Origin of the sequence: Paraburkholderia graminis C4D1M (assembly GCF_000172415.1) — a bacterium.
GTDB lineage: Bacteria > Pseudomonadota > Gammaproteobacteria > Burkholderiales > Burkholderiaceae > Paraburkholderia > Paraburkholderia graminis.
This window is the reverse complement of record NZ_ABLD01000007.1, coordinates 295692-309178: the sequence shown is the minus strand read 5'-3', so window position 1 is coordinate 309178 and position 13487 is coordinate 295692. Positions and strand designations below refer to the sequence as shown.

At 63.3% G+C, this 13487-nt stretch carries 12 protein-coding genes; 5 read left to right on the top strand and 7 right to left on the bottom strand.

Annotation, left to right across the window (positions count from 1 at the left end):
• Window positions 1-221: 221 nt before the first annotated feature.
• A complete protein-coding gene (locus tag BGRAMDRAFT_RS15475) occupies window positions 222-1262 on the top strand; it encodes an ATP-binding protein (protein WP_006049720.1) in 1041 nt (346 codons plus the stop codon).
• A gap of 96 nt (window positions 1263-1358) precedes the next feature.
• On the opposite strand, the gene BGRAMDRAFT_RS15470 is transcribed toward BGRAMDRAFT_RS15475, so the two are convergent.
• The 3 genes from BGRAMDRAFT_RS15470 to BGRAMDRAFT_RS15460 all read right to left on the bottom strand — a co-directional run bounded on the left by BGRAMDRAFT_RS15470 (window position 1359) and on the right by BGRAMDRAFT_RS15460 (window position 3303).
• On the bottom strand, window positions 1359-2630 hold the full coding sequence (locus BGRAMDRAFT_RS15470) for an epoxide hydrolase family protein (protein WP_006049719.1): 1272 nt from the start codon (window positions 2628-2630) through the stop codon (window positions 1359-1361).
• 79 nt (window positions 2631-2709) lie between these two features.
• Complete coding sequence (locus tag BGRAMDRAFT_RS15465; protein ID WP_006049718.1) at window positions 2710-3015, bottom strand: hypothetical protein; 306 nt, start codon at window positions 3013-3015, stop codon at window positions 2710-2712.
• 30 nt (window positions 3016-3045) lie between these two features.
• Complete coding sequence (locus tag BGRAMDRAFT_RS15460; RefSeq protein ID WP_006049717.1) at window positions 3046-3303, bottom strand: DUF4148 domain-containing protein; 258 nt, start codon at window positions 3301-3303, stop codon at window positions 3046-3048.
• A gap of 418 nt (window positions 3304-3721) precedes the next feature.
• Here BGRAMDRAFT_RS15460 and BGRAMDRAFT_RS15455 point away from each other — a divergent pair, with 418 nt between their 5' ends.
• Together BGRAMDRAFT_RS15455 and BGRAMDRAFT_RS15450 are read left to right on the top strand one after the other, a co-directional pair.
• Entirely contained in the window at window positions 3722-4753 is a 1032-nt protein-coding gene (locus BGRAMDRAFT_RS15455) for an alpha/beta fold hydrolase (protein ID WP_006049716.1), read from the top strand.
• A 44-nt stretch (window positions 4754-4797) separates the two neighbouring features.
• Complete coding sequence (locus tag BGRAMDRAFT_RS15450) at window positions 4798-5307, top strand: cytochrome P460 family protein (RefSeq protein ID WP_044021155.1); 510 nt, start codon at window positions 4798-4800, stop codon at window positions 5305-5307.
• Between the two features lie 22 nt (window positions 5308-5329).
• Here BGRAMDRAFT_RS15450 and BGRAMDRAFT_RS15445 read toward each other — a convergent pair whose 3' ends face one another.
• Entirely contained in the window at window positions 5330-6970 is a 1641-nt protein-coding gene (locus BGRAMDRAFT_RS15445) for a methyl-accepting chemotaxis protein (protein ID WP_006049714.1), read from the bottom strand.
• 661 nt (window positions 6971-7631) lie between these two features.
• On the opposite strand from BGRAMDRAFT_RS15445, the gene BGRAMDRAFT_RS15440 reads away from it, so the two are divergent.
• Together BGRAMDRAFT_RS15440 and BGRAMDRAFT_RS15435 are read left to right on the top strand one after the other, a co-directional pair.
• A complete protein-coding gene (locus BGRAMDRAFT_RS15440) occupies window positions 7632-9359 on the top strand; it encodes a methanol/ethanol family PQQ-dependent dehydrogenase (protein WP_006049713.1) in 1728 nt (575 codons plus the stop codon).
• Window positions 9360-9451: 92 nt separating this feature from the next.
• Window positions 9452-10702: a c-type cytochrome gene (locus tag BGRAMDRAFT_RS15435; protein ID WP_006049712.1), complete on the top strand. Its 1251-nt coding sequence runs from the start codon at window positions 9452-9454 to the stop codon at window positions 10700-10702.
• A 143-nt stretch (window positions 10703-10845) separates the two neighbouring features.
• Here BGRAMDRAFT_RS15435 and pqqD read toward each other — a convergent pair whose 3' ends face one another.
• The 3 genes from pqqD to BGRAMDRAFT_RS15425 all read right to left on the bottom strand — a co-directional run bounded on the left by pqqD (window position 10846) and on the right by BGRAMDRAFT_RS15425 (window position 13457).
• Window positions 10846-11127, bottom strand: a complete 282-nt coding sequence (pqqD, locus tag BGRAMDRAFT_RS15430; protein WP_006049710.1) for a pyrroloquinoline quinone biosynthesis peptide chaperone PqqD — start codon at window positions 11125-11127, stop codon at window positions 10846-10848.
• 84 nt (window positions 11128-11211) lie between these two features.
• Complete coding sequence (gene pqqA / locus BGRAMDRAFT_RS33690) at window positions 11212-11286, bottom strand: pyrroloquinoline quinone precursor peptide PqqA (RefSeq protein ID WP_013341955.1); 75 nt, start codon at window positions 11284-11286, stop codon at window positions 11212-11214.
• A gap of 197 nt (window positions 11287-11483) precedes the next feature.
• Window positions 11484-13457 carry a sigma-54-dependent Fis family transcriptional regulator gene (locus BGRAMDRAFT_RS15425; RefSeq protein WP_006049709.1) on the bottom strand — a complete coding sequence of 658 codons (1974 nt, stop codon included), beginning with the start codon at window positions 13455-13457 and terminating at the stop codon, window positions 11484-11486.
• Between the last annotated feature and the right edge of the window lie 30 nt (window positions 13458-13487).

The following is a 13487-nucleotide window of genomic DNA, read 5'->3' as shown; positions in this document are numbered from 1 at the left end:
TGCCCGAACAACTCGTTGTCGTTACCGACGATGATCCCTTCCGTGCGGGCCGCTGCCAGCGGCCTCGCGCGCTCGGGCACGGCTAACCGAAAGTACACCACCGCATGACGAGGGCAAACCTTAGTAGGGGGTAGACGACCCCATGTCTGATGGTGCGAACCCCGCCCCGCATGATCTTATTCTGCCAAGCCGTCCGACGTGGCGGTGCCAGGAGAACGAAGATGACCTTCATCCATTGGACCGTGTCGCGTGAAGTCTCGCCCAACTCCCTGCTGAAAATCCGAACTCGCGCGGCAAGACGTTGGTTGCTCTGGACGGCTCGCGTGCTCGCCGTATTCATAGCGATAAGCATGCCCGCGGCCCATGCAGCGATGCTCTACGCACAGCCGTACCGCGCCGGCGGCTATCTGCTGCCGCTTCTCTGGCTGCTCGCAACGGGCTTCGCGCTGCTCGCGGCGGCCTTGGGCGTGCATGCTTACGAGCAACGTTCGAGCATCGCGCGGCTTGCCGCCGCGATCGAGCAACGCAGCAGCACGGGCACCTTGCCACAAAGTTTGCCGGAGTTCGGGCCGTCCACGGTCGCGCGACTCGCGCGTGCGATCAACGGCGCGCAGCGCTGCGAGGCCGAACGCGTCGCCGAACTGCTCGACGTGCTGGCGGCCTATGCACACGATCTGCGCACGCCGCTGACGCGCATGGCCCTGCGCTGCGAGAGGGTCGACGAAGGAGAATTGCGCAACGCAATGGAGCGCGACATCGCCGAGATGAACGAACTGGTCGAAGCGAGTCTCGCGTGCGCGCGGATGCAATGCTGCGCCGGCGCGCCGCTGCGGCGCTTCGATGCAGACGGACTGCTTGGCGCGCTCGTCGATAACTACAAGGACATGGGCCGCTCCGTCGAACTCGAAGGCGAGGTCGGCCATCCGGTCGTGACGTGTCCGCACGCGCTGCGCCGGGTGCTGGTCAATCTGATCGACAACGGATTGCGCTATGGCAACGACGTGCGCCTGTGCGTGCGCGTCGATGCTCGTCGCGTGGTGGTCGCGGTCGTCGATTCGGGGCCGGGCATTGTGCCGGCCGAAATGGAAGCGGTGTTCGCGCCCTGGTACCGTGCGCCGCAGACGGCAGCGCGTGCGCCGGGATCGGGCCTGGGACTCGCAATCGCTCGGCGCCTGACACTCGCGATGCAGGGCGAACTGCAACTGGAAAATCGCCATAGCGGCGGACTCGAAGCGAGATTGACGCTGCCTCTCGCGGCGTGAACTCGCACCGTTCCTTGGTGGCATGCAAACGTCACGGCGACCGCGCAATGTGCGCGCAATGCACGCGCAATGCAGTCGCCGTGACTCACGCGCCGCCTAACGCAGACTGCGGAACGCAGCGCGAACCTCAGTCGCGAAGAGTTGCGGCTGTTCCCACGCGGCGAAGTGGCCTCCTTTATCGACTTCGTTGAAATAGATCAGATTGTGATAGGCGCGCTCGGTCCAGCTACGCGGCGCCTGATAGATCTCTCCAGGAAAGACCGTCACCGCCGCAGGCAACGAGATATCGACCGCGTTGAAGTTGTTCGAATGATCCTCCCAGTAGATTTGTGCAGCGGACGTGGCGCTGTCCGTCAGCCAGTAGAGCGAGATGTCGTCGAGAATTTCGTCGCGTGTGAGCGAGCGTTCCGGCACGCCGCCGCTATACGTCCATTGCGAAATTTTGTCGTACATCCATGCGGCCTGGCCGACAGGGGAATCCGCGAGTGCGTAGCCGACGGTCTGCGGCCGCGTCACCATCATCTGCGCATAGCCGCAATTGTCGCGATAGAAAACATTCAGCGAGTCATACGCCGCTTTCTCTTTCGGCGACAGATTGGCGGGCGCGGGTTCTCCCAGCGTGAGCAGCGTCGCGATGTCCGGCGGCACGGTCGCCGGCATGTTGACGTGAATACCGATCAGCCCTTTGACCTTCTGCATCGCCATGCGGTGCGAGATCACCGATCCGCAATCGCCGCCTTGCGAAACGAAGCGCGTATAGCCGAGCCGCGCCATCAGTTCACCCCATGCGCGCGCGATGTGATCCGATCCCCAGCCGGTCTTCTTCGGCTGTTCGGAGAAGCCAAAACCGGGCAGCGAAGGAACGACGACGTGAAACGCGTCGTCGGCGCTGCCGCCATACGCAGTCGGATCGGTGAGCGGACCGATGGCCTTGATCAGCTCGAAGATCGAGCCAGGCCAGCCGTGCGTCATGATGAGCGGCAACGCATTTTTGTGGCGCGAACGTACGTGGATGAACTGGATATCGAGCCCGTCGATTTCAGTCATGAACATCGGCAGCGCGTTCAGTTTGGCTTCGCCTTTGCGCCAGTCGTAATCGGTGCCCCAGTACTTCGCGAGCGTCTGCATTCTTACGAGCCGCACGCCTTGCGATTCGTCGGCGACGGTTTCCTTGCCAGGCCAGCGCGTGGCCGCGATGCGCCGGCGCAGATCGGCGAGGTCGGCTTCCGGCACGTTGACCTTGAACGGACGGATCTTGCTGTCGCCTGCGGCGGCGAACACCGAGCCGGGAATCAGCCCCATCGCGCCGACGGCAACGGAGGCGGCCAGCACGTGACGTCGAGCGGGAGAAAACGGTGTTGAAGACATATTTTTATTTCCTGACGCTGTGAGAAACCGGCGCGCTCATCGCGGCGAGCCGGCAAGTTATCGATCAGTCGACTCGCATTCAATGATGTGCATACGGCGCGATGGAGATGTCCGATGCGTCCGATGCGTGCGTCAGCGAACGCGAGCCGGCCTGTGAAGTCGTGTCGTGCATGCCGCCGTACGATTGCGCGTCGATGTCCGCGCTCGCCATCAGAGCGGTTTGTTCGGCGCGCACGGTCTCGGCGCTCTGGCCGCGTTGCGACGACGGTGCGCCGATCAGCGGGTCGTAGTGGGGCGCGGGGCCGTAGCCGCTGCTGGCGAAAACGGGCGCGGCGATCGCGGCGCTGGTGGAAAGAACTGCGGCGATGACGAGACGCTTGATCATGATGAAACCTCCAAGATTGAATGGAAAAACTTAGCTACCCTGATAGATCTTGCTGAGTGCCGCGAGCTGGCCGTCCTTCTGGGCGCGCACCAGTTCCTGACGAACTTCGGCGCGCGTCTTCGCTGTCGTTGCGGGCTGAACCGGTGCCCACTGAGTTGCTTGCTGCGCGTCGTAGCTGCCGGAGTTTGCTGTGGCGGAATTGACCGCCGGATTCGCTGCATAAGCGGAAACAGTCATTGCCGAAGCGGCGAAAGCGGTAAAGGCCAAAGCGATGATCGAGACTTTCATGTCGTTCTCCTGGAACAGTTCAAATGGAAAGCATCCGTACGGGCATCTGCGAGCCGCTATCGGCAGTGAGGCTTGCCGTGCTGCGTCGATCAGAGTCCGTCGTTGGAATGCATTAGAACCGGGAGAGGTATCTGGCTTGTGTCGTGGGAAGGGGCTATTGCAAGGCTGTGTATCGCTTTGGACTTCATACACATTGAGAAACAAATTTCTGCTTTCGCTTCTATTCAGCTTGCGCCGGATCGAATGCCATGTCCGTTTTGTATCCCAATGTATCTACACAACCGGGCGACACATAACGTTGCACTGGCGTGCGTCGTGGACATACGGCGGATACTTTGAAGGCGTCTAATACTTCCACGCCGGCCGGACTGGCAACGCGCAGGCTCTCGCAAGTTTTCATTCAAAAAAGGAAATAGCCATGACTGAACAGATTAATAACCGGCGTCGTCGTCTGCTCGGTACGACCGTCGCGGGCATCAGCCTGATGGAACTTGGTTTGAGCGGACTCGCGCATGCGCAGTCCACTGGCGCGAAGGCGGGCGCGGGCGCCATCTCGTTCGAGAACCTTCGGCAGATCAACGCGGGCACGCTTAACATCGGTTATGCAGAAGCGGGTCCGCAAAACGGTCCCGTCGTGATCCTGTTGCACGGCTGGCCATACGACATTTATAGCTACGTCGAAGTCGCGCCGCTGCTGGCCGCCGCCGGCTATCGGGTGATCGTGCCGTATCTGCGCGGCTATGGCTCGACGCGCATTCTCTCGGCAGATACGCCGCGTAACGGGCAGCAGGCCGTCATCGCTCTCGACATCATCAATCTGATGGACGCGCTGAAGATCGACAAGGCCATTTTCGGCGGCTTCGATTGGGGCGCGCGCACGGTGAACATCATTGCGGCGCTGTGGCCGGAACGCTGCAAGGCGATGGTGTCGGTGAGCGGTTATCTGATCGGCAGCCAGGAAGCCAACAAGGCGCCGTTGCCGCCGAAAGCGGAACTCGCGTGGTGGTATCAGTTCTACTTCGCGACCGAGCGCGGCGCAGCGGGCTACGACGCAAACCGTCACGACTTCAACAAGCTGATCTGGCATACCGCGTCGCCCAAATGGAATTTCGACGACGCGACGTTCGAGCGCTCGGCGGCATCGTTCGTCAATCCGGATCACGTCGCGATCGTGATTCACAACTACCGCTGGCGTCTCGGACTCGCGCAGGGCGAACCGCAATACGACGATCTGGAGAAACGTCTCGCGAAGGGGCCGACTATCTCCGTGCCGACCATCACGATGGAAGGCGACGCCAACGGCGCGCCGCATCCCGAGCCGTCGGCCTACGCGAAGAAGTTCACCGGCAAGTACGCGCATCGCAATGTCGGCGGCGGCACTGGGCATAACCTGCCGCAGGAAGCGCCGAAAGCCTTCGCCGACGCCGTCATCGACGTCGCCCGTTTTTAAGCGGACGAAGCGGACGAAGCGGAGACAGGCACATGACGATGCAGATGCGAAAAGTACGGACCGCATACGTTGCGCTGAGCGCGGCGCTCTTGCTCGGCGCAGTCGCGGAACACGCGCTGGCCGGGTCCGCGAAGTCGGCGCCGTCGCCGATCTACGGGGTGACGATTCCCGACGGCTACCGCAAGTGGCAGATGATCGCGCCGGCCGAAGAGGCAGCGCCGCTCGACGAGCTGCGCGTCGTGCTCGGCAATCCCGCGGCGATCAAGGCGATCGAGAACTCGACGTTGCCTTATCCGGACGGCACGATCCTCGTCAAGCTCGCATACAAGCGCAAGCAGTCGCCCGAGTTCGCGACCGCGACGATTCCCGGACCGCCCACCACGGTCCAGGTGATGGTGAAGGACTCGCGCCGTTATGCATCGACGGGCGGTTGGGGTTTCGGGCGCTTCGTCAACGGCCAGCCGGTCGATGCCGCACAACACCAGACCTGCTTCGCGTGTCACGCGGCGAAGGTCAAGGATCGCGACTACGTGTTCACGCGATTCGCGCCGTAAGCGCGGCGGCGGTTCTCCGAAATCACCGGCTCGACGCAAGCCTGCTCTCATGTTGAGCCGATGATGCCGGAGGCGTCGGAGCAACGGCGCGCGCACCCGGCGCCATGTCGGCAACGGTGAAAAGACGCACGGCTTCACTCAGCACATCGGCCTGCGCGGCGAGCCGCTGCGCAGTGGCCGCCGCCTGCTCGACGAGCGCGGCATTCTGCTGGGTCGCTCCATCGAGATGGGAGACCGCCTGATTGACCTGGCGGATTCCCTCGGCCTGTTCACTGCTCGCGTTCGCCACTTCGACGATGATCGACGACACGCGCTCGACGGCTTCGTCGATGGTTCGCATTTGCGACGTGGTGCGCGCCACCAGTTCGGTGCCCGCCGCGACTTCCGCCGCGCTCGCCTCGACCACCGACTTGATCTCTTTCGAAGACGCCGCGCAGCGTTGCGCGAGCATCCGCACTTCGCCGGCCACCACCGCGAACGAGCGGCCCGCCTCGCCCGCGCGTGCGGCTTCGACGGCCGCATTCAGCGCGAGGATATTGGTCTGAAAAGCGATGCCGTCGATGACGCCGGTAATGTCGGCAATGCGGCGCGACGCGGCCGTGATGCCCGCCATCGTCTGCTCGACCTGGCAGGCGATCCTGCCGCCCTCGGCGGCCGCCGCCTGCGCGTCTTTCGCGAGATCGAGCGCGCGCACGCTGGCGTCCGCGTTCGCCTGCACGGTGGTGGTCAGCTCTTCCATCGTGGCGGCGGTTTCCTCGAGCGAGGCCGCCTGCATTTCCGTACGACGCGCGAGATCCACGTTGCCGCTCGAAATCTCGCGCGCGTTATCGAGCATGCCGTTGATCTGTTCGCGGACGTCGTAGACGATCGCCGCCAGGTTTGCCTTCAACTGATTCAGCGCCTGGAATACATCGCCGAGGTCGTCGTGACGCGCGATCTGCAGATCGACGGTCAGGTCGCCCGCAGCAAGCCGCGTAGCGAAGCCGCGCATCTCGCGCACCGGCGCGGCGACGTGGCCAGCCAGCAAGCGCCACGACACCAGGCTGACGGCGCTCGCCACGCCGAACGCCATCCAGAACGGCGCGGGCGGCGTGCCTTGCCATGCCGCGAGGCCGGTTGCGGCGAGCGCGAGCGGCGTGAGCGCATAGCCGCTCGCGGCGCGTGTCGCGACGGGCAGCCGCGTCAGCGCTTGCAGACGCCCGCGCCATCCTGTGCGTACGACAACGCCGCGCAGCAACTTCACGCCGCGCGCGTCGCCCGTGCGCATGCGCGCGTACAACGCTTCGGCGGCGCGCACCGCTTCGCGTTGCGGCTTCACACGCACGCTGAGATAGCCGACCACGGCGCCTTGCTTGACGACCGGCGTGACGTTGGCCTGCACCCAGTAATGGTCGCCGTTCTTGCGGCGATTCTTGACGAGCGCGGTCCACGGACGTCCATCGCGAATCGTGGTCCACATATCCGCGAAGGCTTCGCGAGGCATGTCGGGATGACGAATAAGGTTGTGCGGCTGGCCGATGAGTTCTTCGCGCGTAAAGCCCGACACGGCGATGAAGGCGGGATTGCAGTATTCGATGCGGCCGGTGAGATCGGTCGCGGAAACAAGCATCTGCGAAGAAGGGAATCCGTATTCGTGCCCGGTGACGGGCTGGTTGTTGCGCATGACTTTCCTTACCTGGTGCTCACGCCGCGGAGTGCGTGGTCTTACATCGTTGCAAGGAATAACGGCATGTGGCGCTGATCTCTTGAGGGTTTGCCCGCAGCGTGCTCAAGTTCGTGGTCGTTAGCGCCGTTAATGCAGGGTTCGGGCGCGTGACCCTATCCCATGCGTTTCACCACATCGTTGAAACGGCCAGGCTGCGGCGGTATAGGCCGGCGAACGCAATTCGCCCGGCATCGCAGCGGTCTTCGTGCGCGAACTGACACACGCGTGAACAATGCAAGGTGCTTGATCCAGGTCAAGCATCGCTCGCATAGCTGTTCTTTTCGTTTGAGCTCGGTATGTCACCCATGCGGGTTGCCAACGACCGCTGTCTTTTTTAGCAACACATCGGCGATGGATTGCTTCAACGTGCAACAACCCTTATCACGTTGACCCAGCGCGCGGATCGGTCCTGCTTTCCTCCTCTCCTTAGCCCCGCGCGTGTTGCGCCGGAACCATGCCGCAATGGCATGCGACTTGCCTCGAACGGTTCGCAGCCAGACTGCGTTCCCCAGACGATGGCGTCGCCGTCCGGCTTCCCGTCGATAACTCAACAGCAAGCATGTGATGTGTGACCGGAGCAGCGCTTTACTCAAGCTCGGGTCGACACCAGGAGACAAGGATGAAAGCACGTTCGATTCGGACGATGCGGCGAGGAGCGCTTGCGATAAGCGTCGCCGCGGCCGTCGGTTTGTCATGCGCAACGGCGGCGGTGGCCGACGATTATCCAGCCGTCACCTACGAACGGCTCACCGCCGCGCAAAGCGATCCCGGCTGGCTCACGTACTACCGCACCTACAACGGCCAGGCGCACTCGCCGCTCAAGCAGATCGACACGTCGAATGTGAAGCAGTTGAAGCAGGTCTGGAGCTACAAGTTTCCGGCCGAACTGCAACAGGGCTTCGAAGCGACGCCGATCGTCAACGGCCGTTATCTCTTCGTGACCACGCCGAAAGACAACGTCTATGCGTTCGACGCGGCAAGCGGCAAGCAACTGTGGAAGTTCGAACCGAAGCTCAGCGCCGAATCGTTCAAGACCGCCTGCTGCGACGTGATCAATCGCGGCGTCGCGCTGTACGGCAAGAACGTCTATGTGGCGATGCTCAACGGCGAGGTCGTCGCGCTCGATGCGCAAACGGGATCGCCGACGTGGCGCAAGGCGATGTTCGAGCCCGGAGTCGGCTACGCGTTTTCGCTTGCGCCACTCGCGCTCGACGGCGCGCTGGTGGTCGGCAGCGCGGGCGGCGAATATGGCGCGCGCGGCTTTATCGCGGCGTTGAATCCCGACAACGGCAACGTGCTGTGGAAGCGCTTCACGGTGCCCGCGGCCGGCGAGAAGGGCGGGAACACATGGCCCGACGGCATGCAGGAGCATGGCGGCGCGCCGGCCTGGCTGACGGGCACGTATGACGCGGCATCGAAAACGCTGTACTGGGGCGTGGGCAATCCCGGACCTTGGCTCGCGGATCTGCGGCCGGGCGACAACCTGTATTCGGATTCGCTGCTCGCGCTCGATCCGAAGACCGGCGATCTGAAATGGCATTACCAGTACACGAAACACGATACCTGGGACTATGACGGCGTCAACACGCCGGTGCTTGCCAATATCAAGTATCAGGACAAGGACTACGACGCGATCATCCATGCCGACCGCAATGGCTACTTTCACGCAATCGACCGGTCGACGGGCAAGCTGATCTACGCGAAGCCCTTCGTCAAGGCCACCTCCGTGACCGGCTATACAGCGGACGGCGCGCCGATTCAGGACCCGGCGAAATATCCGAAGACCGGCACGACGATCGAAACGTGCCCGAGCTTTCTCGGCGGCAAGAACTGGTGGTCGGTTTCGTACGATCCGGACAAGCACATCGCGATCGTTCCCGCGCTGCATGCGTGCATGTCGCTGTCCGGCAAGTCGGTCACCTACATGGAAGGACTGCCGTACCTCGGCGAAGGCTTCGAGATCAAGCCGGAGCCTGGCAGCAAGGGCTACGGCGAACTGCAGGCTATCGACGTCGGCACCGGCAAGAAGCTGTGGAGTTTCTGGAGCAAGCTGCCGTGGAACGGCGGCGTCGCGACGACCGCGGGCGGTCTCGCGTTTAGCGGTTCGCTCGACGGCCATCTGTACGCATTCGATACGGCAACCGGAAAAGTGCTCTGGAAAAGCCCGAAACTGGCGAGCGGCATAGTGGCGCAACCGTCGGTATTCGAAGTCGACGGCAAGGAGTACGTGGCGATTCTCGCCGGCTACGGCGGGGCCAATCCGATCTGGGGCGGACCGATGGCGAAGGCCGCGGAGAAGGTCCCGCGCGGCGGCACGCTCTACGTGTTCGCACTCAATCGCGGCTGATGCCCACGCGGCGCCGGCGCCGGTCCTGCCCGATGCGCATTCGCTCGAGCAACCTGGCTGCGGCGGCGCCGCTTCTTTCCGGAAGCAAGACCATGAAGACTCGACTCAACTCATTTGCTCTCGCCGGCGCGTTGCTCGCAAGCGGCGCGCTGATGCCCGGCCACGCGAGCGCGGGCGTGCGCGTCTGCACGTTTCCAGGCAGTCCGTCGACGGCACTCGACGAGGCCGTGACGCGCGAAGCGTTTCGCACCGCGGGCATCGCCTTTACGCTCACGCCAGGCGGCTTCGCGAGCAGCGACGACGACGGCGTGTCGCTGAAGGAACTCGACAAGGCGCTCGCGCGCAAGTGCGATGCGATCGCCGGCTTCCCGCGCTCGGATATCGCGGACGGCTCCGGCAGCAAGCTCGTTTTCTCGCGTGCCTATCTGCGCTCGGGTTACGTGAGCGTGACGATGCAGGAATCCGCGGCGCATGCGGGCGGCGCGGAAATCGTCGCGGCCACTTATGCGAGCCCCGCGCAGTTGATCGCCGTGCAACAGCCCAATGTGAAGCTCGATCTGCAGAACACAGCCGAGCTTACCGTCGATGCCGTCGCAAGCGGACATGCGCAGCGCGCGATCGTCTGGTATCCGGCTGTCGTCGCTTATACGAACACGCATCCTGGGCGGAGCTTTCATATCGCGCAAGCCGCTTCGGCGTATGCGGACTGGCACCTGGTATTTGCGTTCGGCAAAAACGGTGCGGCGTTGCAGCCGCGTATCGACGCCGCGTTGCGCAAGATGGAGTCCGACGGCAGGCTCGCCGCGTTGACGCGCGGCTGGACGTTGCCGCGCATGACGCAGGCGAGTGCGCCCGACGCAGCGGCGTTTCTCTATCGCGACGGTCCTCGGCGTGCCGACGTTAAATCGCCGATCATGCGAGCCGGCGGCCGTGAGATCGAGCGCGGCCATTTCATCAAGGTCGATGCAGCCGTGCCCGCGGACGCGCCGGCTTTCGATCGCGCGCAGGTCGCGCATGGCAAGACGCTGTACTCGAGCGCGTGCGCGAAGTGCCACGGTCCCGAGCTGCAAGGATTGAACGCGCCGGCGTTGCGCGGCCCGTCGTTCGCGCCGACCTCGAATGCGAAGCTGACCATCGGCGGTGTTTATGGATACATGGCGAACAACATGCCGGCGGACCGTCCGGGCAAGATGAAGCCGCAGGATTACGCGGACATCATGGCGTTTCTGCTGTATTCGAACGGCTACAGCGCTGGAAAGACGAAGTTGACGGATGAGAGCGCGAGGGCTTCGTCGAAACCGTTGAACGCGGGTAGCTCGCTCAGTGCAGGCACTTCGCAATAGCGTCGTGAAGCGCTGAAAAGCCAACGCGCAAGCGCAAACTTCGGCAACGAAAGAAAGCGCCCGGCGGTTCTTCCGAGCAACGGAGAAACGCCGGGCGCTTCATGCGTGTGCGTCAATAACGCCATTCGGCACGCAACCGCAAATCACTCCACCCAGCCGCGCTGCCGCGCATGTTCGATGAAACGGTAAACGTCCGTGGCGAGATCCGACGCGTTGAACATAGCCTCGAGCTCGCCGATGATGTCATCGAGTTCGCGCTTGCCGTCGCAGCGGCTCAAAATTTCGCCTGCGCTCGGATTCAATCTGATGACGCCTTGCGGCGAGAGCAGCACATAGCCGTCTTCGGCGACTTCCCGTTGCAGGCGAAAGTGCGGGCGCAAATTCGGCCTCGGACCGATGCAGCGTTCAATATTCTGAGCGGTCATACGAGGCACGCCTTTTTGTCCGTTGTGGCAGGCCGCCGCGCTCGACACGTTCAGTGACGCGCGCGGCGGCGCTTCATGCTTGCTTCAGCGTGTGGCGATATACATCGTGACTTCGAAACCGAAACGCAGATCGGTGTAGGCGGGGGTAGTCCACTGCATGGCTGTCTCCTTGGATAGGACGTTTGATTAAAAAACCGCATCGGTGAAGCGGTCCCGTGCTCAAACGCAAGGTCCATGCCGAACTTATCGATATGTGCTTGCAGCCCACGTAAAGCGCGAGCAAGCCGCCGATGCCCGAGCGCTGTTCAATTCCGGCACACTCGTGTTGCACAACAGAGCAGTGCAATGCGCGCGATTCACGCGGCGTCTTCGCTATTGTTCGCGCCGTGCGCCGGCAGCTTGCGATAGATCGTGTTACGCGAGATACCGAGCGTGCGAGCCGCGGCCGACACGTTGCCGCCATGCTGCGCGAGCGCATTCGCGATCACGCTCGCGGCGACGTCGTGCAGACGCCCGCTGGGCAGCGGCAACGCATCCGCTGCATGCGTGGACGATGGCCGCGCGGCGCGCAGATCGTCGAAGAAGTCGTCCGGCAGATGCTCGCGGCGAATTTCGCCGTCGGCATCCACCATCACGGCCGCGGTGCGCAGCAGATTGCCGAGCTGGCGAAAGTTGCCGGGCCACGCGCATTGCTCGAAGAGCGTCATCACGTCGCCGGCGATGCTGAGCGGCTGGTCGCCGGCGTTCTCGGCCGACGCGCAATCGAGCATCTTCTTGATCACCGCCGACAAATCGGTGCGTTCGCGCAGCGGCGGCAATTTGACGACCAGTCCATTGAGCCGGTAGTACAAATCCTCGCGAAAGCGGCTCTGCGCGATCATTTCGCGCAGATCGCGATGGGTCGCGCAAATGATCGCGACATCGACGGGAATCGACTTGGCGGAGCCGAGCGGGTTCACGAGACGCTCCTGCAGCACGCGTAACAGGCGCACTTGCAACGGGTACGGCATGTCGCCGATTTCATCGAGAAAAAGCGTGCCGCCGTTGGCTTGCAGCAGTTTGCCGACAGCGCCTTTGCGGCGCGCGCCGGTGAACGCGCCTTCTTCATAGCCGAACAGTTCCGACTCGATCAACGTTTCCGGTATCGACGCGCAGTTCACCGCGACGAAAGGCGCCGCGCGCCGGGGCGAATCGTTGTGGATGGCCTGCGCGAGCAGTTCCTTGCCGGTGCCCGTCTCGCCGGTGATCAGGATCGGGATGTTCTTGCCGATCACCTTGCGCACCTTCGTGATGACCGCCGCGATCCGCGGATCGCCGGTGTCGAGCTGGCTCAGCGTCGATAGCGGATTCGCGGGCGGCGCGCCTGGCTCGTTGCGCTTGCCCGCCGCCGCTTCGTTCGACGTATGAAAGCGAGCGGGCTCGTCGGCGAGCGTCGTGCGGCGGAATTGCACGTTGGCGCAGACCACCGCGCCGTTGCTCAGGTTCAGCGACAGATGCCGGTCGCGATGCATGCGCAGACGGTCGATCAACTGCGCGCTCGTGAGCCCGAACAGCGACGACAGCGTATGCGCGCGCAACCCTGCAAGCGGCAGCCCGAGCTGGAATTGCGCGCTGCGATTCGCGGACAGAAAGCGGCCGTCGCAGGTGAACGCGGCGATGCCTTCCATCAACGTGCCGAGGAACTCGGGGCGGCCATGAAAGGCGATCTGCAAGGTCTCGCGGAACGTGTTGGCGAACAGATGATTCTCGATCATCTGCACGGACATCTTCGCGAGCGCCATGGTGTGCTGGTGATAGCTGCGATGATCGCCCGTGACGTCGAGCACGCCGATGAGATCGCCATACGGATCGAGAATCGGCACGCTCGAACAGGTCAGAAACCGGTTCGCCGCGAGATAGTGCTGCTCGCCGTGCACGACAGTCGCGCTGCGTTCAGCCAGCGCCGTGCCGATTGCATTGGTGCCTTGCCGGCTCTCCGCCCAGTTCGCGCCCGGCCGCAGTGCGACTTTCTCGGCACGCCGCAAAAAGTCGTCGTCGCCGATGGAATGAAGGATCAGACCTTCGGCGTCGGTCAGCACGATCATGCTCTGGGTGTTCACAATCTGCTCATGCAGCGTTTCCATCACCGGCGTGGCGTGCGCGCAGAGGATGCGGTTCTGCTCGAGCTTCATCGCGAGTTCGCCGGCGGGCAGCACGTCGTAATCGGGGCGCATGGACTCGCTCAGACCGAATACCTCCGAGCGTTCATGGGACTTCTGAATCGACGGCGTAAGCCAGCAAGCCTCGCGCGTGGCGATTGGGGTTGCGGCGTGATACATGTCATCGCGCATTGTCTCCTCCTGGTCGGGCCCCGGTCGTTC